Annotated in this window: 15 protein-coding genes; 9 read left to right on the forward strand and 6 right to left on the reverse strand. The window is 67.8% G+C overall.

The window, feature by feature from the left end; genetic code table 11:
• Positions 1–595: ANTAR domain-containing protein (locus AB0L70_RS41020; RefSeq protein WP_363692351.1), on the forward strand; the 595-nt coding region annotated here is incomplete at its 5' end.
• A gap of 3 nt (positions 596–598) precedes the next feature.
• Here the strand turns inward: AB0L70_RS41020 and AB0L70_RS41025 are convergent.
• Positions 599–940 carry a hypothetical protein gene (locus AB0L70_RS41025; RefSeq protein ID WP_363692352.1) on the reverse strand — a complete coding sequence of 114 codons (342 nt, stop codon included), beginning with the start codon at positions 938–940 and terminating at the stop codon, positions 599–601.
• A 192-nt stretch (positions 941–1132) separates the two neighbouring features.
• Between AB0L70_RS41025 and AB0L70_RS41030 the strand changes: the two genes are divergently transcribed.
• The 3 genes from AB0L70_RS41030 to AB0L70_RS41040 all read left to right on the forward strand — a co-directional run bounded on the left by AB0L70_RS41030 (position 1133) and on the right by AB0L70_RS41040 (position 4995).
• Positions 1133–2035 (forward strand): alpha/beta fold hydrolase, encoded by a 903-nt coding sequence (locus AB0L70_RS41030; RefSeq protein WP_363692353.1) that lies wholly within the window; start codon positions 1133–1135, stop codon positions 2033–2035.
• A 57-nt stretch (positions 2036–2092) separates the two neighbouring features.
• Entirely contained in the window at positions 2093–3502 is a 1410-nt protein-coding gene (locus AB0L70_RS41035) for a DHA2 family efflux MFS transporter permease subunit (RefSeq protein ID WP_363692354.1), read from the forward strand.
• 113 nt (positions 3503–3615) lie between these two features.
• The gene (locus AB0L70_RS41040) at positions 3616–4995 is read left to right on the forward strand and encodes a SidA/IucD/PvdA family monooxygenase (RefSeq protein WP_363692355.1); all 1380 of its coding nucleotides are present in this window, start codon (positions 3616–3618) and stop codon (positions 4993–4995) included.
• Positions 4996–5010: 15 nt separating this feature from the next.
• Here AB0L70_RS41040 and AB0L70_RS41045 read toward each other — a convergent pair whose 3' ends face one another.
• Positions 5011–5832, reverse strand: coding sequence for a hypothetical protein (locus AB0L70_RS41045; RefSeq protein ID WP_363692356.1), 822 nt, complete (start codon positions 5830–5832; stop codon positions 5011–5013).
• Positions 5833–6253: 421 nt separating this feature from the next.
• A complete protein-coding gene (locus AB0L70_RS41050; protein ID WP_363692357.1) occupies positions 6254–8413 on the reverse strand; it encodes an alkaline phosphatase family protein in 2160 nt (719 codons plus the stop codon).
• A 192-nt stretch (positions 8414–8605) separates the two neighbouring features.
• Here AB0L70_RS41050 and AB0L70_RS41055 point away from each other — a divergent pair, with 192 nt between their 5' ends.
• From AB0L70_RS41055 to AB0L70_RS41065, 3 genes are read left to right on the forward strand one after another with little or no spacing between them, the layout of a single operon-like run.
• A complete protein-coding gene (locus AB0L70_RS41055; RefSeq protein ID WP_363692358.1) occupies positions 8606–9748 on the forward strand; it encodes an EfeM/EfeO family lipoprotein in 1143 nt (380 codons plus the stop codon).
• Entirely contained in the window at positions 9741–10919 is a 1179-nt protein-coding gene (locus AB0L70_RS41060; RefSeq protein WP_363692359.1) for a Dyp-type peroxidase, read from the forward strand. The genes AB0L70_RS41055 and AB0L70_RS41060 overlap by 8 nt, the downstream gene beginning before the upstream one ends.
• 36 nt (positions 10920–10955) lie before the next feature.
• Positions 10956–11951 (forward strand): hypothetical protein, encoded by a 996-nt coding sequence (locus tag AB0L70_RS41065; RefSeq protein ID WP_363692360.1) that lies wholly within the window; start codon positions 10956–10958, stop codon positions 11949–11951.
• 7 nt (positions 11952–11958) lie between these two features.
• Here the strand turns inward: AB0L70_RS41065 and AB0L70_RS41070 are convergent, their stop codons facing one another.
• The 3 genes from AB0L70_RS41070 to AB0L70_RS41080 form a co-directional block, all read right to left on the reverse strand.
• Positions 11959–12390: a hypothetical protein gene (locus tag AB0L70_RS41070; protein ID WP_363692361.1), complete on the reverse strand. Its 432-nt coding sequence runs from the start codon at positions 12388–12390 to the stop codon at positions 11959–11961.
• A gap of 298 nt (positions 12391–12688) precedes the next feature.
• A complete protein-coding gene (gene fusA, locus AB0L70_RS41075) occupies positions 12689–14776 on the reverse strand; it encodes an elongation factor G (RefSeq protein WP_363692362.1) in 2088 nt (695 codons plus the stop codon).
• 372 nt (positions 14777–15148) lie between these two features.
• Complete coding sequence (locus AB0L70_RS41080; protein ID WP_363692363.1) at positions 15149–15847, reverse strand: hypothetical protein; 699 nt, start codon at positions 15845–15847, stop codon at positions 15149–15151.
• Positions 15848–16283: 436 nt separating this feature from the next.
• On the opposite strand from AB0L70_RS41080, the gene AB0L70_RS41085 reads away from it, so the two are divergent.
• Positions 16284–16868, forward strand: a complete 585-nt coding sequence (locus AB0L70_RS41085; RefSeq protein WP_363692364.1) for a hypothetical protein — start codon at positions 16284–16286, stop codon at positions 16866–16868.
• A gap of 28 nt (positions 16869–16896) precedes the next feature.
• Positions 16897–17901 (forward strand): hypothetical protein, encoded by a 1005-nt coding sequence (locus tag AB0L70_RS41090; protein WP_363692365.1) that lies wholly within the window; start codon positions 16897–16899, stop codon positions 17899–17901.
• Positions 17902–17904 lie beyond the last annotated feature (3 nt).

A 17904-nucleotide genomic window follows, 5' to 3' on the forward strand; every position in this document is an offset into this window, starting at 1 on the left:
GCTCTTCGACGTCGGGTCGCTCCGGACCCTGCGGGTGCTGAAGCGGACCGGGGTCGGGCCGTCGGGTGGGCGGGCGCTCACCGTGGAGGCGACCGACAAGCTGCTGTGGAACCTCGACGCTGCCCAGTACGAGTTGCGGGAGGGACCCTGCTACGAGGCGGCCACCGGCTCCGTTCACGTCGCGTCCCCCGCACTGGCCGACGACAAACGGTTCCCCCGGTACGCCGCAGTCGCCCTGGCCGAGGGTATTCACGCCCAGGCGGGTATCCGGCTCTTCGACGCTCCGAAATCCCGTGGCGCACTCAACCTGTACGCGCGAGAAAGCGGCTCCTTCGAGGACCTCGGTGCCCTGGGTGCCTTGTTCCAGCACCAGTCCACGGTCGCGATCGCCTATGCCCATCAGATCGAGAATCTGCAGGAGGCCGTCCGAACCCGCGGCACGATCGGCCAGGCCGTCGGTATCGTCATGGAGCGCTACCAGCTCACCGACGACCGCGCGTTCGCCTTCTTGACCAGGCTTTCCCAGCACGGGAACGTCAAGCTGCGACTGGTGGCCGAACAGATCATCAGAGCGAGTGACAACGCACCGGAGTAGTACTCACACCTGGGTCGGCCAGATGCCCGCAGCGGCCAGGACCTCGCAAACGTCCGGATCCGCCGCCGTGACCTCCAGCCGGCAGCTGGCAGCCCAGCATCGTCGCTGCGCGACATCCACGAGATGGGTCAGTACGGCGTGATCGTCCGGGCCGACGTCGGCCTCGACAGCCAGCGTCACGCCGACGGTCCCCCGGTCACAAGCATCCACCAGCAACTCTTGGGCCAGCGCCGAGGCCGCGTCGGAGAACGTCCCCGCGATCACAATCCGCGCTACCCCCGCGTCACTCTCCAAGGTGACCGCCGGCGCAGATCGGTCGTGCGCGGACTCAGGGGTGATGGTCATCGTCTCGGCCTCCGTCAAGCACAGCTCACGACTCGCTCACTGTCTGACGAGTGCCAGACCAGTACCCGCCGGCATCCCGGGCAACCCCGTCTCGCCCCGAAACCTGCGTCGTCACGCGATTCAGCGCCTCCAGCCGAGCGGTTCGTGGCGTTCTGCGGCCGCTTCGGGGTGCCGTGGTGCAGACTGGCCGCCATGACCGCCGGCGCCGATGGAACAGGCTCGTTCGTCACTGACTCGATCGCACGAGACGGTCGTCGGGTTCCGTACTGCTTGTACGGGCCTTCCACAGGTCGTCCGGTGGTCTTCGAGTACGGGACGCCGGGATTCAGGCAACTGTCCCCCTCGATGGTGGACGCCGCGCTTCGGGCCGGTGCACAGCTGCTCGTCGTCGACCGGCCGGGATTCGGCGGATCCGACCGGTACAAAGGCCGCGCCATCGTCGACGTCGTCGGAGACGTGGTCGGCGTGGTCAATTCCCTCGGCTGGGACTCGTTCGCGATCTGGGGTGGTTCCGGCGGAGCTCCCCACGCGCTGGCGTGTGCGGCTGTGCTGGGATCCCGGGTGACCAGATGCGCCAGTGTTGTCGGGCCGGCACCCTTCGACGCCGAAGGCCTGGACTGGTACGCCGGAATGTCCCCCGGCAACGTCGAGGAGTTCACCGCCGCCGCCATCGGTGAAGGTGCTTACCGGCCACTGGTCCAACGACTCGCCGAAGAAGCCGTTGCCTCGGTCGAATCCGGTTCAATCCAAGTCGCGGACGACTACCACCTCCCAGAGTCCGACCTCGTGGCCCTGCGCGCCCGTCGCACCGAGGACGGCTACGTCGATCGGATGCGCGCCACCTACACCGGCGGAATCGACGGATGGATCGACGACTGCATCGCCATGACCCGCCCCTGGGGCTTCGACCTGCAGACCCTCGCCGTACCGATCAGCGTCTGGTACGGACCCGACGACGTCCTCAGCCCCCGCGGCCACGCAGAACATCTCCTCACCGCGATCCCCCACGCACAACGCCAAGAACTCCCCGCCGGCGGCCACGTCCTCAGCACCGCCGACCTAGCCGCCATCTACCACTGGCTCCTACACCCCTAGCCGTACGGCGTACGCCGGCAGCGCGGACGACGGCCCATCCGCGCCTAACCTTGCGGCATGGGCACACCGGCCGAGCCTGCTGCCGTGCGTACGTCAGGCGTTCCCGACGGAGCGCACGCGCGGATCGTCATCGCGGTCGCATCACTGGGCTTCTTCCTGATCACGCTGGACATCTCGATCGTCAATGTCGCGCTGTCCCGGATCCGGGCCGAACTCGGCGGCGGCACCACCGGACAGCAATGGACCATCGACGGCTACACGTTGTTGTTCGCCGCGCTACTCCTGTTCGCGGGCAATCTGTCCGACCGTATCGGCGCGAGGAAGGCCCTCGCGATCGGCATCCTCGGATTCGGTCTCGCTTCGGCCACGTGCGCGGCCGCGCCCAGCATCGGCGCGCTGATCGCCGCGCGCAGCGCACAGGGTGCCGCTGCGGCGATCATGCTGCCGTCGTCGATGGCGCTGGTACGCGAGGCGTTCCCCGACCCACGCAGACGCGCCAGTGCCCTCGGTGTCTGGGCGGTCGGCGGCGCGGTCGCCGGGCTGGTCGGGCAGCCGCTCGGCGGATTGCTCACCACGGTCGACTGGCGCTGGGTCTTCATCATCAATCTGCCCGTGTGCATCGGCATGATCGCGTTCCTGGTCACGGTGGCAGCCTCGCCCGCCCGACCGTCGCGATTCGACTGGGCCGGCCAAGTCCTCGCCATTGTGGCGCTGGCAACCCTCGTCTACGGCCTGATCGAGGGCGGCCACCGCGGCTTCACCGATCCGGGAGTGATCATCGCCCTCGGAACGGCGGCGGTCGCACTCGCCACCTTCCTCCTGGTCCAGGCACGTGTCCGGCAACCGATGATGCCGCTGGACCTGTTCCGTGCGCACGGGTTCCGGCTGGCTCTCCCGGTCGGGTTCGCCTTCATGGTCGGGAACTACGGCAATGTGTTCGTCGTCAGCCTCTTCCTTCAGCAACACCTCGGGCTGACGCCACTCCATGCCGGGCTGGCGTTCCTCCCGTCAGCCTTCTTCGCCATCGCCGGGAACCTTGCCAGTGGCCCCGTCACCAACCGATTCGGAGCCCGGGTACCTGTCGTGGCCGGATTGCTGTCGATGACAGCCGGTCTCCTGGCCCTGCTCCTCACCGCATCCATCGAATCGCCCGTCATCACCGCCCTGTGCATCATCCCGATCGGCGCCGGCGGATCCCTTGCCATGCCCTCGATCACCGGCGTGGTCCTCGAAGGCGTCCCCGCCGAGCAGGCCGGAACCGCCAGCGCAGTCTTCAACACGTTCCGCCAAGTCGGCGGAGCTGTTGCCATCGCGGTCTTCGGCGCTCTCATCGCCAACCCCGACACCTTCCTCGGCGGCCTGCGGATCAGTCTCGGCTCGGCCGCCGGCATGCTCCTCCTCGCAGCGCTCAACAGCACGCGTATCCGGCCGCGACACAGCGACCTCGAGACGGGTTTGTTGCCCTGAGCCCTGATCGTCTCTGCAGGGCCTGATGGTTTCGACCCAGGGCATGGCAGAGTGGTCGGACCTAGTGACAGTGCAGCTGCCGAGGAGGTATGTGAGTGCACACGGCCGCCATAATGCGCCGCTTCGGAGATGATCCCGACAACTGGGTACGCCGGACATCCTCCGATCACGACGTCGTCGTCATCGGTGCGGGGCAGGCCGGAATCGGCATCGGATTCGCACTCCGCCGGGCCGGGATCGTCCGTTCCGCTGTCATCGACGCAGCGGCACCTGGCGAGGCAGGCAGCTGGACGACCATCGCACGGATGCACACGCTGCGTACTCCGAAAACCTGGCCACAGCCGGAATACGGATACCCGGAACTGAGCTTCCGGGCCTGGTACGAACACCTCCACGGCCAGGCCGCCTACGACATCCTCGAAAACATCCCACGCACCGTCTGGGCGCAGTACGTCGCCTGGTTCGGACGCACCGTCAACGTTCCCGTTCGCCACCACACCCGGTTGGTCGGCGTCGCCCCAGCCTCCGACCACCTTGTCCTCCGGCTTGCGGTGACCGGCACCGACGGCCACATGGACGAACGGGTCGAGACGACTCGAAAACTGGTACTGGCCACGGGCGTCGAGGGCACCGGCGGCCCCGCCCTGCCGCCGTACTTCCGCGCGCTTCCCGCGCACCTGGCCGCCCACACAGGCGATCGGATCGACTTCACCCAGCTCGCCGGCCGGACTGTCGCCGTACTGGGAGCTGGTTCCTCCGCTCTGGACGCTGCGGCCGTGGCGCTGGAAGCCGGCGCGCAACAGGCCCATGTCTTCACCCGCAGATCCGAACTTCTGGTTCAGGGACCAAGCCGCAACACCGGGCGTAACGTCGGCGCCAAGGAGAACTATCACCGGCGCAACGACGCCGACCGATGGAAAGCCCAGGTCCTGGCAGCCCGCGCCGGACGCAGCTGCACGCTGGAGTCTGTGACGCGAGCCAGCGCCTTTCCCGGGTTTCGTATCCATCTGTCGGCGCCATGGCGGCACGCGCGAGCCGACGGCGGCAAGGTCCTGGTCGACGCGGCCGACGGCTCCCATGTCTTCGACTTCGTGATTGCCGGGACGGGATATCAGTACGATCCACGAACCCGGCCCGAACTCGTCGAGATCGCCCCGCACATCTCCTTGTGGCGAGACCGGTACGAACCGCCCGCTGAGCTCGCCCATGAGACTCTGGCCTGCGTTCCGTACCTCGGTCCTGGCTACGAGCTCGTCGGGAAAGAACCGGGCACGACCAGCTTCGTCGGGCGTATTCATGTCTTCTCCGCGGCGGCCGGTCTCAGCTTCGGAATTCCCGCGGGAGACGCACAGAGCCTGGCGACCGGGATCCCTCGACTGGTCGATGCGCTGAGCCGAGACCTGTTCTTCGAAGACCTGGACCCTCAGCAACCCGCCAGGCCACGGCCGACGGAAGATCACCGATCGCTCTACGAACACGCCATCTGGAAGTGAACCGGAGGCGCAAGCTCAGTCGGTTACCCACCCCGGTGCTTCGGCCGCGGCGATCCGGTCCCATTCGGCAGCGCCGCCGCGCAGTGGCCACCCGCGTGTCCTGACCGCAAAGCCCGACGAGCACAAGTCACCGAAGGCCCTCTGCAGCCGCTCGGCCGCCCGATCGGCCCCGGGTACGCCGGCCTCGACCTGCCGCGCGACCTGCTCCATTGCCTGCTGGTGGCGATCGGTCGCTCGCCGGATCACGTCGGCATGGTCGTCCGGGTCCATCGCCAGCGACAATTGGATGACAGGCGGCTCGATTCCTTCCGCTCGGGCAGCGACCAGGCGGGAATGCCCGTCGAGCAGCAGCCAGCCGTCCAACGCGCTCACCCACCACAGCAGGATCGGCGGGAGAATCCCCTCGGCGGCCTGCTTCCGACAGGCCTTCACCCGACTGGTGTTCTCGTCCGGCAGTTCAGAGAGCGGGAGTACGCCGTTCCAGCCGTCGCCGAACCAGTCCAGATAGGTGGCCGGGTACTCGCGGACCAGGTCCCCAGCCAGGCTGTACGCCGGCAACGGCCGAGCCTCAAGCTCCCACGTGCCGACGTGCAGCGGGCCGTTCCGAAGATGGTTGGCGAACTGATGCACCCAGCCGTCCGGGCTCCGGGACGTACGCCGCAGCGGCGGTAACACCGACTCGTAACGCCCGGTGCGGAAGACGCGCAGTCCGTAATTGTCCGTGTCGGCCCGTACCAACAGCACGACCTGCCCATCTTGCCGCAGCAACAACCGCCTCCCAGAGGCAAGCTCCAGCCGAAGCGACGGCGTAACCGGCTCCCGCACTGTCAGCTGCACACCGTCGATCGTCGCACCGCCACCCGCGACCCACCAAAGCGAGGTGGCCTAGTTGTCCGGCGGGCGTCGCGGCGGATCGGCCGGGGATGCATGGTTCATCCCCGGCCGTCCGCTGGGGTTAGTTGTCGCGGTTGCTCATGGCAGCTCCTTCCTCTCGCGGGGCATCCGCCGGCTACCAGTCCCTGTTACTCATCGAGAGCTCCTTCCAGTTGCTGCGCCGGGATCGAGCCCTGGTCTCAGGCGTGGCCACGCGGATGGTGAGCCAGGGCAGCCCGGCACCTTCGTAGCCGTGGCCGTCGCATCACCATCTCCGGCCGCACTGGCGAGACGCTGACAGATCGCTGACGAGAGTCGCCGATGTGCCCGCGGTCCGGTGGGAGCGCGGGCACATCGGGATCGGTTCAATGCAGTGGGCGGAGGATCACTTCTGCGCGGCGCGGCCGGCGTAGCGCTGGGTGAAGTCTGCGGACTCCTTCGCGGTGATGATGACGTCGTAGTAGCCGTCCTCGGTCGGCCAGGTGATGACGGTGTGCTTGCCGGCGGGGACCTGGATGGTCGTCTTGCGGCCGGCGAAGTCGTTCGCGGTCAACGTGTAGGTCACCGACCGGCGACCGTCGGCCGCCAGGACGAACTCGACAGTAGCCGCCGACCGCCCGTGCGCCTTGACCAGCTGGACGTCGACCCGCGGCCGGGCCGAGGTCTGATCGGTGGCGGGGACGACGGTGCCGGCGAACGACCGGATGAAGTGGTCGGGGCCGTAGAACGTGAACGCGTACTTGCCGTCCGTCGTCTTGGTGTCCCACGTGTACGACTTCGGCCGGCGGTTGCCGGCGGTGAGAGGCAGCGCGTCCTGGCCGATGCCGAGCGGCTCGGCACCGGCGAGAGCTGACACGTACTTGTCGGCCAGCCCGACCAGGCTGACCGCCTTGCCGCTGGGTCCACCTTCGACGGTGAAGGTCGCGGTCACCGCCCCGGTCACCGGGTTCTCGACGAGGACGCCGTTGGGCTGGAACGCCAGCGGGCTTCGCTTCGCCCTGCCGGTGATCCGCTGGGTCGGCAGGACCTGCGCGCCGACAGCCGGCTGCGGCACGGGCGGCAGGCCGGCGTCGACGACGACCGACTTGAGCAGGTCGGCCGGCTTCGGCAGGTTCGGGAACGACGTGTCGAAGTTGCCGAAGTCGATCGCCGAGAGCAGGTTGCCGGAGACGCCGCGCCGCCAGTCGTTAATATTCGTGCAGATGGCCGGCCGGCCGAGGCTCTTGGTCCACTCCTCGATCAGCTGGATCGTCGAGGTGTGGTCGAAGACCTCGGAGTTGACGAAGCCACCACGGGTCCACGGCGAGACCAGCACGAACGGCACCCGGCCACCGAAGCCGGGCTTGATCCCGGGCGCGCGCTCGCCGACGGTGTCGACCTCGGGGATCGGCGGTACGACGTGGTCGAAGAAGCCGCCTTCACCGATCCGGTTCGCGTGGTCGGGCTCGTCGTAGTTCAGGATGATCAGCGTCGACTCCCACAGTTCGGGGTTCTCGTGCACCGCCTGGATCACCCGGTCGGTGTAGACCGCGCCGTTGTTCGGGGCGTACGTCGGGTGTTCGGTCCACGCCGCGGGTGCGACGATCCAGGACACCTCGGGGATGTCGCCCGAAGCACAGTCGGCGATGAAGTCCCGCAGTACGTAGTCGACGTTCGAGGTGTCGTTCTTGATGCCGGCGGGCTGCGTGGTGTGGGCGTACACCACGTTGCCGCGGGCAAGCAAACCCTTGCGGGGCAGGGTATTCTCCGGGTTCGCGTTCTTCGGGTCGAACGCCGTGAATGAACGCACGGTGTTGTCCGTGTAGTCGCCCAGGAAGTCGTCGTCGGTGTCGTTGTTGACGTAGATCTGCCAGCTGACGCCGGCGTCCTGCAGCGTTTCCGGGTACGTCTTGAACTTGTAGGCGTAGCCGTAGTCGCCGTTGTTGTTGATGACCGGACCGCCCTGCGTGCCGGCCGCGTCGTTGGTGCCGGCCCACATCATGATGCGGTTCGGGCTGGTGCTGGTGTCCAGCGAGCAGAAGTAGTGGTCACCGATGGTGTAGGCCTTGGCGATCGCGTGGTGCCACGGTACGTCGGCTTCCATGAAGTACCGGTTGCGCGCGCTGGTGTTCTGCGCGTTGTACTTCAGGCTGTCGGCGTGGTACGGCAGCAGGTAGCCCTCGGCGCGGCTGTTGGGGTCGTAATAGATCGTCTGGCCGTTCTGCCAGGTCAGCACCTGCTTGTCACCGAAGCCGCGCGCGCCGGCCAGGTCGAGGGTGCCGAAGTAGTGGTCGAACGACCGGTTCTCCTGCATCACGATCACGACGTGCTTCAGGTCCTTGATCGTGCCGGTGCGGTGCGGGTGCTTCGCCGGCGTCGAGCCGGGCTTGCTGTCGGCCGTCCCGGCCGGGTTCGGCGCGGCCTGGGCCGGAACACTCGAAAGCCCTCCGGCGGCGACCGCGGCGCCGGCGGCGCCCGCGGTCTGCATCAGCCGGCGCCGGCTGATCCGGTTGCGCTCCGTGGTCGCCTTCGTGCCGTCCGCGGATGCCGAATCGTTGTCAGACATGGGTTTGCTACCTAGCCTCTCGTGGCGGGGATTCCCACAAAGTCAACTGGCAAAGGTCCGGACCTCGCGAGCATCGCGTCGTGAACATTCCCTGAAGAATCAGGGAGTCCGCGATGGCAGGTCACCCGCTGTTCACTGCTGCGTCAGGGGCATCACCGGATTCGTTCACAACCGCCGTCCAGGCTGCGCCCAGTGAGCAGCGCCGCACCATCAACGCCCTCAACCCGGCCGCGGCCGATCGAGCTCGTCGTCGGCTCGCCGTACGGTATCGACGACTGGCTCGGCGGACCGGCCGGCCGCTACGACTTCGTGTTCGTCAACAACGAGGGCGCCGGCGCGGAGGTCTACCTGGAGGATCCCGCGACCGAGCGGATCTACCTCGAGGTCGAGCACTTCGGCCGCGGCGTCAGCCGTGCGGTCACGGCATCGGTCCCGCCCGGAACGTACCGCTGGGTCTGCATCACCGACTACACGATCAAGTACAGCCTTCCGGTCGTCGTCACCGGTGACCCGTTGCCGTACGACGTGCACGGCATCATCCCCGTGACCGGGCTCGACCTGCGGATCCCGATCAACGAGTACGTCGGCTGGATCACCGGACAGCTGCCCATGCTCACCCGCCGGGTCAAGCAGTTGCGGCACGCCCTGCAAGTCGGCGACGCGGCGGCCGCCCGGCGCGACTGGCTGACCGCTCACCTCACCTACGAGACGCTGGGCGGTGCCTACCGCGCGTACGACGAGACCGGTGACGACATCAACGCCGACCCGCCGCGCGGCGTCGCGCCCAACCGCATCGCGGACGTGGACTTCGCGGGCTTCCGCAAGATCGAGGCGATGCTGTGGCACGACCGGCCGATGGCAACGATCGTGCCGTACGTCGACATGCTGCTCGAGGCGATCGCACGACTGGCCGACGAGCTGGCGCTGCCGAACGCGATCACGCCGATCGACATCGGCCGGCGGGCTCACGAGATCCTCGAGGACGCACTGCAGTGGGACCTGAACGGGGTCGGTGATGCCGGCAGCCAGACCGAGTTGGCGACCGTGGACGCAAACATCACCGGGGTCTGGCAAGCGCTGGACCTGCTGCGACCGATCCTGCGCAAGCAGAACCCGTACCTGAACCAGACCGACGATCAGCTCCGGCTCACCCAGCAGGTGGTCCGCAGCCACCACCATGACGTCGGCTGGATCGGACTGGCGGCACTGTCAATCCGGCAGCGGGCCGCGGTCAACGCGGCCGTGCAGCACAGTGTCGAGCTGCTCGCCCACACCGCGGCCGTCATCGACCCGCGCAACGCCACCCGTGACCGAGGCCCCATCACCCATGACTGACCACTCCCCCGCCGCTCGGCCATTCGAAGGCGCCCATCAGGCCGGCATTCTCGACCCCGCGCAACAGGCGGCGATGGTCGTCGCGTTCGTGGTGACCGCGCCCGACCGGCCGGCGCTGGAGCGGATGTTCCAGATGCTGACATCGACCATCCGGTACCTGGTCTGCGGCGGCGACGCGCCGACCGGGCGCGGCAGCGACGACGGTCTCGTGTCGACACCGTACGAGAACGGCGTACTCGGCCCGGGCACGGTGCCCGACGGTCTCACCGTTACGGTCAGCGTCGGTGCCGGTCTGTTCGACGACAGGTTCGGCCTCGCCGACGTCAAACCGGCCCGGCTGCGCGCGATGGACGAGTTCCCGAACGACGCGCTCGACCCCGAACGCTGCGACGGTGACCTGCTGCTGCAGATCTGCGCCGATCACCGTGACACCGTGCTGCACGCGCTGCGCATCCTGATGCGCGCGACCCGGGCCGACCTGCAGGTGCTGTGGCAGCTGGAGGGCTTCACCAGCCCACCACGGCCGACCGGGACGCCCCGCAACCTGTTCGGTTTCAAGGACGGTACGGCCAACCAGGAGATCGTCCACCGTCCCGAGCTGCTCGATCAGCTGGTGTGGACCAAGGCCGGCGGCGACGAACCGGAGTGGGTGACCGGCGGCTCGTACCATGTGGTCCGGCTGATCCGGATGTTCGTGGAGTTCTGGGACCGGATCTCGATCAACGAGCAGCAACGGATCTTCGGCCGCGACCGGGACACCGGCGCACCGCTGTCCGGCCGCCCGGGCGAACGAGTGGCCGGCCAGGAGGAGCTCCAACTCCCCAGCTACTACCGGGACGCGCATGGCAACACGGTGCCGCTGACAGCCCACACCCGCCTCGCCAACCCCCACGACGGCACCGCCGACGACCGGCGGATGCTGCGCCGCGGCTTCAACTACAGCGCCGGAATCGAGCTCAACGGCCAGCTCGACCTGGGGATGATCTTCATCTGCTTCAACGCCGACCTCGACCGGCAGTTCGTCGCCGTCCAGACCCTCCTCATCGACGAACCCCTGGTCGACTACATCTCCCCCTTCGGCGGCGGCTACTTCTTCGCGTTGCCCGGCGTACAGAACGCCGACGACTGGCTGGCCCGCAGCATGCTCGCCTCGCCGGCGACACTCCGTTGATCGGGTAGTCGTTCCACGACTGGGTACTGCACGGTCATGGAGTCCATCCGCGTCGGAATCGTTGCTGATCCCGCCGCGCCGACGGTGATCGCCCGACGGCTGACCGATCTGAGCCCGCTCGACGGTCGCGACGCGTGGGACATCACCGTGGTGAGTGAGCCGTTCACCACCGGCTCCGAGGACGTCGACACCGCGGTGGGTCGGCTGCAGGACCACGCTCGCCGGCAGGACTGGGACCTCGTGGTCGGCCTCACCGAGCTTCCGCTCCACGATCACGAGGGCCGGCACCTGCTGGTCGAGTCCGATCCGCAACGACAAGCTGCAGTGCTGTCATTGCCCGCCTTGGGAGGGCTTCGGATGCAGACCCGCGCCCGCCGGGCGGTGCGCTCGCTGGTCAGCGACATGGCGGACCCGAGCACGCGGACCGAGCACCAAACGACCCTGCCCCGGCTGCGCGGCCGCTGGCGGCTGCTCTCCGGCATGGTGCTCGCCAATCGCCCGTGGCTCTTGGTGCCCGGATTGAAGTCCGCCCTGGTGGCAGCACTCGCGACCGGCGCCGTGGCCACGGTCAACTCCACGGTCTGGCTGCTGGCCAGTTCTTTGTCGTGGTGGCGGCTGGTCGTCGCGACGATTGCTTCGATCGCACTCGTCGTCGCCTGGCTCATAATCGACGGCGAACTGTGGGACCGCCCGGACGACGACTCACCGCGGGCACGGGAACGGTCGCGCCTCTACAACGCCTCGACAGTGGTCACGCTGCTGGTCGGCATGCTGATTTGTTACGCCGCCCTGTACGTCGTGAACCTGGCGTGGGCCTTTTTCGTCCTCGACTCCGATGTGATCAGCAGCTCTGTCAACGCCCCGGTCGGACACAGCGACCTGTTTGTGCTGACCTGGTTTGTCGCCTCCGCCGCGACCGTCGGCGGTGGCCTCGGGTCCGGCCTGGAATCCGACGAGGCGATTCGCGCTGCGGCGTACTCCAAGCGCGAGCAGGACCGCCGCGACCGCCTCGCCCGGGCCGGCGATCGGTGAAGTGAATTCACTTGGTTTGGGTGATGGCCTGTAGTTGCGGCAGCAGTAGGGCCGCCTCCTTCGCTCGCGCGGAGATACCGAGCATCTCGCGAGCCAGCATGACCAGGGAGATCGGGAACAGCACCATCGCCAGCAGGATCACGAAGACGGCGGCGAGGCTGTCCAGGGGCGAGTCGTTGCTGCGGGCATCGCCACTGCTCGGTGTGGAGAAGTTCAAGCTGTCGCGCTTGCCCGTCTCGAGCAGACACCGAAACTTCCGCTTGTACGGGCGCACGGTCGCCTTGCTCCCATCGGCGAACCGGAGCCTGATCCGACTGCGGATGAACGCACCGCGAGACACCCTCGTCACCGCGGCCAGTTGACGCCAGGGACGATCGGGGCGCTCGAGCACCGAGACACCGCCCTCGTTGACCAGCAGTCCGGTCACGGTCTTCTTCATCAAGACCATCGTCACGCCCACGGGCAGTGGAGCCTCGCACGCGGCACGGATCTCTTCGACCGTGTGTTGCGGCAATGGATCGGCTTGCTTCTTCGCCACAATGTCCCTCCGGAGGCCATGATCGATCCGTTCCCGGAAGGCTAGCGTCTGTCGGCCGTTCACTCGGTGATCTGAGCCGTGCCGCCGCTCGCATGTCTTGCGACACGAGCCGTTCGACGGCTTGAGACACTGGCGTCTTCGTTGCCCTGGGCCCCACAGTCCCCGCCGCCAGGCAGGGACTGTGGGGGCACTGCTTGGGCTAGCGGGACGGAGTCTGCTCGGACTTCGCGGCTGGTGCGGGGACGTAGCCGGTGGTTCGAGTGGTAAAGGTGCCCCGGCCCTGGGTGCGGCTGCGCAACTGGGTTGCATAGCCGAACAGCTCGGCCAGCGGGACGATGGCAACGATCACCATCGTGCCCGGCCGCGACGTCGTACCCGAAATCCGGCCACGTCGGGCCGCCAGGTCACCGAGTACGCCGCCGACGGCATCCTCGGGCACGGTCGCCGTAACCTCGGCGACCGGCTCCAGCAGCACCATCGCGCTGGCACGCAGCGCTTCCCGGAGGCCCAGCCGGCCGGCTGTATGGAACGCCAGCTCCGAGGAGTCCTTCGGATGAGTAGCTCCATCCGTCAGCGTGACCCGTACCCCGGTCACCGGGTGCCCGCCGAGGGGACCCTGGGCCAGACCAGCCCGGCAGCCTGCCTCGACCGCGCGGACATACTCCTGCGGCACCCGTCCACCGATGACGACCGACCGGAAGGCGAAGTCCTCCGTGTTGTTGTCATCAGCAACCTCCAGCGGTTCCACAGTGAGAGTGATCTGGGCGAACTGACCGGCACCGCCGTCCTGCTTGACGTGCCGGTACACCAGCCCGGACACCCCGCGCCCGACTGTCTCGCGATAGGTCACCTGCGGTCGGCCGACCCCGACCTCCAGCCCGTGAGCACGACGTACCTTCTCCACCGCGACCTCGAGGTGCAGCTCACCCAGGCCGGACAACAGCGTCTGACCGGTCTCGGAATCGGTCCGGACCGTCAGCGAGGGGTCCTCCTCGACCAGTCGCGCCAGTGCGGACGCAAGCCGGTCGGTGTCGGTGCTCCTGCGGGCCTCGACCGCCACGGAGACGACCGGCTCGGCCACGACCGGCGGTTCGAGAACCAACGGTGCTGCCGGCGCGCACAGGGTCGCGCCGCTGCGTGCGGACTTCGGCCCGACGACCGCGACGATGTCGCCCGCGACCGCTTGCTCGACCTCCACGTGCTGGTCGGCCTGTACTCGCAGGATCCGGCTGATCCGCTCAGTGCGTCCCATGTCCGCGTCCACGACCGTTTCTCCCTTCCGAATCGTTCCCGAATACACCCGCAGATACGTCAGCCGACCAGTGGCCGACGAATTGACCTTGAACACGAGCGCCGCGAACGGCGCCGTCGGGTCGGCGGCCCGCTCCTGCACGGCACCGTCCGACAGGCCACGCACCGCCGGCACCTCTTGCGGCGAAGGCAGATAGGCGATGACGGCGTCCAGCAGCGGCTCGATCCCGCGGTTGCGGTACGCCGACCCGCACAGCACCACCACGCCGGTACCGGACCGGGTCAGATCCCGCAGTACGGAAGCGAGCGTTTCCGCCGAGACCGTCGACCGCGCATAGAACTCGTCCAGCGCGACCGGATGGAGCTCGGCCACGGTCTCCTCGAGCAGCCGACGCCGCCGCTTCGCCTGCTCCACAAGGGCATCTGGCACCGGGCCTTCCGCAAAGGTGTCGCCACTCCACCCGCACGCCCGCATCGTCACCAGGTCGATCACTCCGCTGAACTCGGCCTCCTTCCCTATCGGCAACTGAACCACCAGCGGGGTCACGTGCAACCGCTCGCGGATCGAGGCCACCGCCGCGTCGAGGTCGGCGCCCGGGCGATCCATCTTGTTGACGAACGCGATCCGCGGCACCCCGTGCCGATCGGCCTGGCGCCAGACCGACTCGCTCTGCGGTTCGACTCCCGCGACGGCGTCGAACAGTGCGACGGCACCGTCGAGTACCCGCAGCGAGCGCTCCACCTCGTCGGAGAAGTCGACGTGGCCCGGGGTGTCGATCAGGTTGATCGAGTGCCCGTCCCAGTCGCAGCTCACGGCCGCGGCGAAGATCGTGATCCCGCGATCGCGTTCCTGAGAGTCGAAGTCGGTGACAGTCGTGCCGTCGTGGACCTCACCACGCTTGTGAGTGGTGCCGGTGAGAAACAGGATCCGTTCGGTGACAGTCGTCTTGCCCGCATCAACGTGGGCGAGGATGCCGACATTGCGAAGGCCGGACAGCGGGCGGTCGTGTTGACGGTGGTCGAAGTTGGTACGCATGGCCGATGGCCTTTCGGATGATCCGGATCGGGACAGCGCGATTCACGGACGAAACGGCCTGCGGTCAGGCCAGGCACCACACCGGTGACGGCGGCTCAGATCGCAGCCGCCCGCAGGACAGGCAGGGTCAGTTCGTCGCGGACAGGAGCCGACCGCGCAGCCGGCACCTGACCCCCGAAGACACGAGGATCACGTCGTACCGGGATCGGGGAGCGCACACAGTGATGCGGTAACGCACGGCCGGGCTCCCCTCACTCGTCAAGGCGCCTGCCGCACTCTCGCGGCGACGCTCAGTTCGACCCCAGCGTAAGGGGACCGGCGATGCCCGACCACCGGATTTCGCCGCAGGCCCGGACCGACCCGTACGGCGCCTTACCGGGGAACGATGCCGCTCCGCCCCTGCCACGAGCCGTGCTCCGACAGCGGCCGGAACCGCAGGGTCGCGAACTCGTGGTGGAAGTCCCTGCGCCGGCGTTCGACCATTGCGGCGGCGTGACGGTCGGGCTCCGGGACAGTGCTGTGGCCGTGCACCATCTCTTCCATCTGCCGCACGGACCGCCAGACCGAGAACGTGGAGATCGTCCGGGGCGGGCGCATCGCGGCCAGCGCCAGTGTCGCCCCCGGATGGTCGCGAACCAGCCGTTCCACGGGCTTGCCCCACTTGAGGAACCTCGGCACCTCCAGGAGACGCATCCGGGCCAGCGTGACCGCCACGACGGGCTCGGCCGGGTCCCACTCGCCAGCTCTCGCAGGAAGGTCGGGCAACGCCGCAAGCCGCGACCAGCGCCGCAGGAACTGCATACGCACGTGCCACCCTGCCGCCAACTGCTTGCCCAGAGAGTGGTCCGCCAGGAAGGCCTCGATGGCCGCCTCATCCTCCCATCGCGCGAACATCGCCATCCGGCGCAACTGCATCCGGGACGGCGAGACGGTCGGTGCACCGAGCCGCATCAGCGCCAGGCATTCGGCGTACCGCAACCCGGGCGTGGAAGGCACGGTCGGCGCCTTCCAGAGTGCGCCCGCCGTCGTCGTCGGGCGAAGCTCCGCGAGGTGGAAGGTAAAGATCGTCATCGTCGGGCAACTGTCCCACGAGCGACGGCCTAACGCAGGAAGACCGCCGAGGATGCGTCAGTCCGAACGTGAGCCAGCGACAGGCCGGACAGCCGCGCCAGAGCCGCTCCCGTAACGATCTGCATGCCATTGTCACTGAGAGTGCGTCACTACCTATCCGGGTCGTGCCTACACTCTTAGTGAACCTCTGCGCATACCGGCGATCTGGCCGGCCTGAGTCGTCTCTCCGGCAGACGCAGAAAGTACGACCAGCAGTAAATTGCCACGGGGGCATTGATCGTTTCAATCCATGTATTTCTCCGCGGTGGCTCCGCGCGCGCAAAATTGTGCCCAAGAAATTAGGGACTAATTGCCCGGTGCAACTATCAACGTGCAGGTGTACGTTGCAAATGAGCGTGACTATCAGTCAAACGTTCATGTTTCAAGGAGAAATGCCATGACACGACAAATCATTGCCCGTCGGGAGAATTCTCCACCGGGCGGCCCGCGGGGACGCCCGGGACGCGCCTGCCGACGCGGTCTGCTCGGGGCCGCAGCGGTGATCGCTCTCGCCGGCGGAGGGGCGGGAGTCGCCGCCGCCGCACCGGGCGCCGAGTCACCCGGCACGACCCAGGCCAACGTGGCCGTCAGTTCGGCGATCGCGCTGACGGGACTTACCCCGAGCTTCACCCTCACGGGCGTCCCCGGGGCGACGGTGACCGGGCTGGGCGCGGTGACAATGAAGGTCACCACCAACAACCTGGCCGGCTATGCGGTCACGGTCCAGAGTGCGAGCGCGACCATGGATGCGGCCGCATCCGGCAACGCCGACTCGGTGCCGATCGGTGCCCTGTCCGTCCGAGAAACCGCGACGACCACTTTTGGTGCCTTGAGCAGCACTGCGGCGCAAACCGTTCACACCCAGAGCACCCGGTCGGCCGAGGGCGGCGACTCCCTTTCCAATGATTATCAGGTCGTCATTCCGTTCGTGAACGAGGACACCTACACGGCGACCTTGAATTACATCGCCACCACGCTGTAAATCCACCGCCGAAATGAAAGGCTCCGCCATGACCGACCTGTTCCGGCGTACCGCCGCGTACACGGCGTGCGTCCTGCTGGTCGGCGTGCCGGCGTCCCTCGCACAAGTGTCAGCGGCGCAAGGGTCCGGGGCGCAAGCCTCGGACTCCCCGCGCCCTGCGGCCCCCTCGACCTCCTACCGCCCGGCTCAGTCCGAGTTCTCGCTGACCGTCAGCCCGACCCGGCTTGCCATCGGACCGGCAGACCTGGACAAGGTGGCCGAGATCCTGGTGGTCAATCGCGGCGACAAGGCAGTCACCGTCAACGTGCTGAAGCAGAACTTCACCGGCGGAGCCGACGGAGCCCTGATCTTCCAGCAGCAGGCGCCCTACTCCGCCTCCGCCTGGGTGACAGTGAGCCCGGCGACCTTCACCGTGGCCCCTGGCGCCGCCCAGACCGTGAGCGCGACCATCAAGGTCCCGGCCGCGCCCGAGCCGGGAGACCATCAAGTCGCACTCGTCTTCCTGGTGCCGGCCGGAAAGACCGCGGCGAATGTCAGGATCAACCGCGGCGTCGGCGCACCGGTCTACATCACGGTGCCGGGACCGACGGACAACACCGCCGAGCTGAGCGATCTCAACGCTCCCGCCTTCATGATGTGGGGCCACACCGACGTGACCGCGAAGGTTCACAACGCCGGCACGGTCCACCGCGACTTCCGCGACACCTCTCCACTCACCATCAAATCCGCGGGCCACACCTCCGCGTTTCCCGACTTCACCGTGATGCGTGGCGCGACCCGGGACATCAGCACCGTCTGGAACCCTCCCCTGCTCTGCGTCTGCCATCCCACCGTGTCACTCGTCAACGCCGATGGAGCCGTCGACATGGTCACGGTCCGGGTGATCGTCTTTCCCCTGCACCTGCTGGGGATCGGCGTCGTCGCGGGCCTCGCGATCTGGTTGGGCATCCGATGGTGGCGCCGCCACTACCGTGCCGCGGTGGCGACCGCCGCAACCCAGTTGAAGCCGATCGTGGGTGGCGGCAGTGGCTAGGCG

This window comes from Kribbella sp. NPDC051952 (assembly GCF_040680855.1).
Taxonomy (GTDB): domain Bacteria; phylum Actinomycetota; class Actinomycetes; order Propionibacteriales; family Kribbellaceae; genus Kribbella.

Bases quoted from the DNA above. Each gene is read 5' to 3' on its own strand.
- AB0L70_RS41030 (WP_363692353.1), top strand. From the start codon at position 1,133: ATGACCGCCGGCGCCGATGGAACAGGCTCGTTCGTCACTGACTCGATC.
- AB0L70_RS41065 (WP_363692360.1), top strand. From the start codon at position 10,956: ATGGAGTCCATCCGCGTCGGAATCGTTGCTGATCCCGCCGCGCCGACG.
- AB0L70_RS41025 (WP_363692352.1), bottom strand. From the start codon at position 940: ATGACCATCACCCCTGAGTCCGCGCACGACCGATCTGCGCCGGCGGTC.
- fusA (WP_363692362.1), bottom strand. From the start codon at position 14,776: ATGCGTACCAACTTCGACCACCGTCAACACGACCGCCCGCTGTCCGGC.
- AB0L70_RS41085 (WP_363692364.1), top strand. From the start codon at position 16,284: ATGACACGACAAATCATTGCCCGTCGGGAGAATTCTCCACCGGGCGGC.
- AB0L70_RS41050 (WP_363692357.1), bottom strand. From the start codon at position 8,413: ATGTCTGACAACGATTCGGCATCCGCGGACGGCACGAAGGCGACCACG.
- AB0L70_RS41040 (WP_363692355.1), top strand. From the start codon at position 3,616: ATGCGCCGCTTCGGAGATGATCCCGACAACTGGGTACGCCGGACATCC.
- AB0L70_RS41060 (WP_363692359.1), top strand. From the start codon at position 9,741: ATGACTGACCACTCCCCCGCCGCTCGGCCATTCGAAGGCGCCCATCAG.
- AB0L70_RS41090 (WP_363692365.1), top strand. From the start codon at position 16,897: ATGACCGACCTGTTCCGGCGTACCGCCGCGTACACGGCGTGCGTCCTG.
- AB0L70_RS41080 (WP_363692363.1), bottom strand. From the start codon at position 15,847: ATGACGATCTTTACCTTCCACCTCGCGGAGCTTCGCCCGACGACGACG.
- AB0L70_RS41035 (WP_363692354.1), top strand. From the start codon at position 2,093: ATGGGCACACCGGCCGAGCCTGCTGCCGTGCGTACGTCAGGCGTTCCC.
- AB0L70_RS41070 (WP_363692361.1), bottom strand. From the start codon at position 12,390: ATGAAGAAGACCGTGACCGGACTGCTGGTCAACGAGGGCGGTGTCTCG.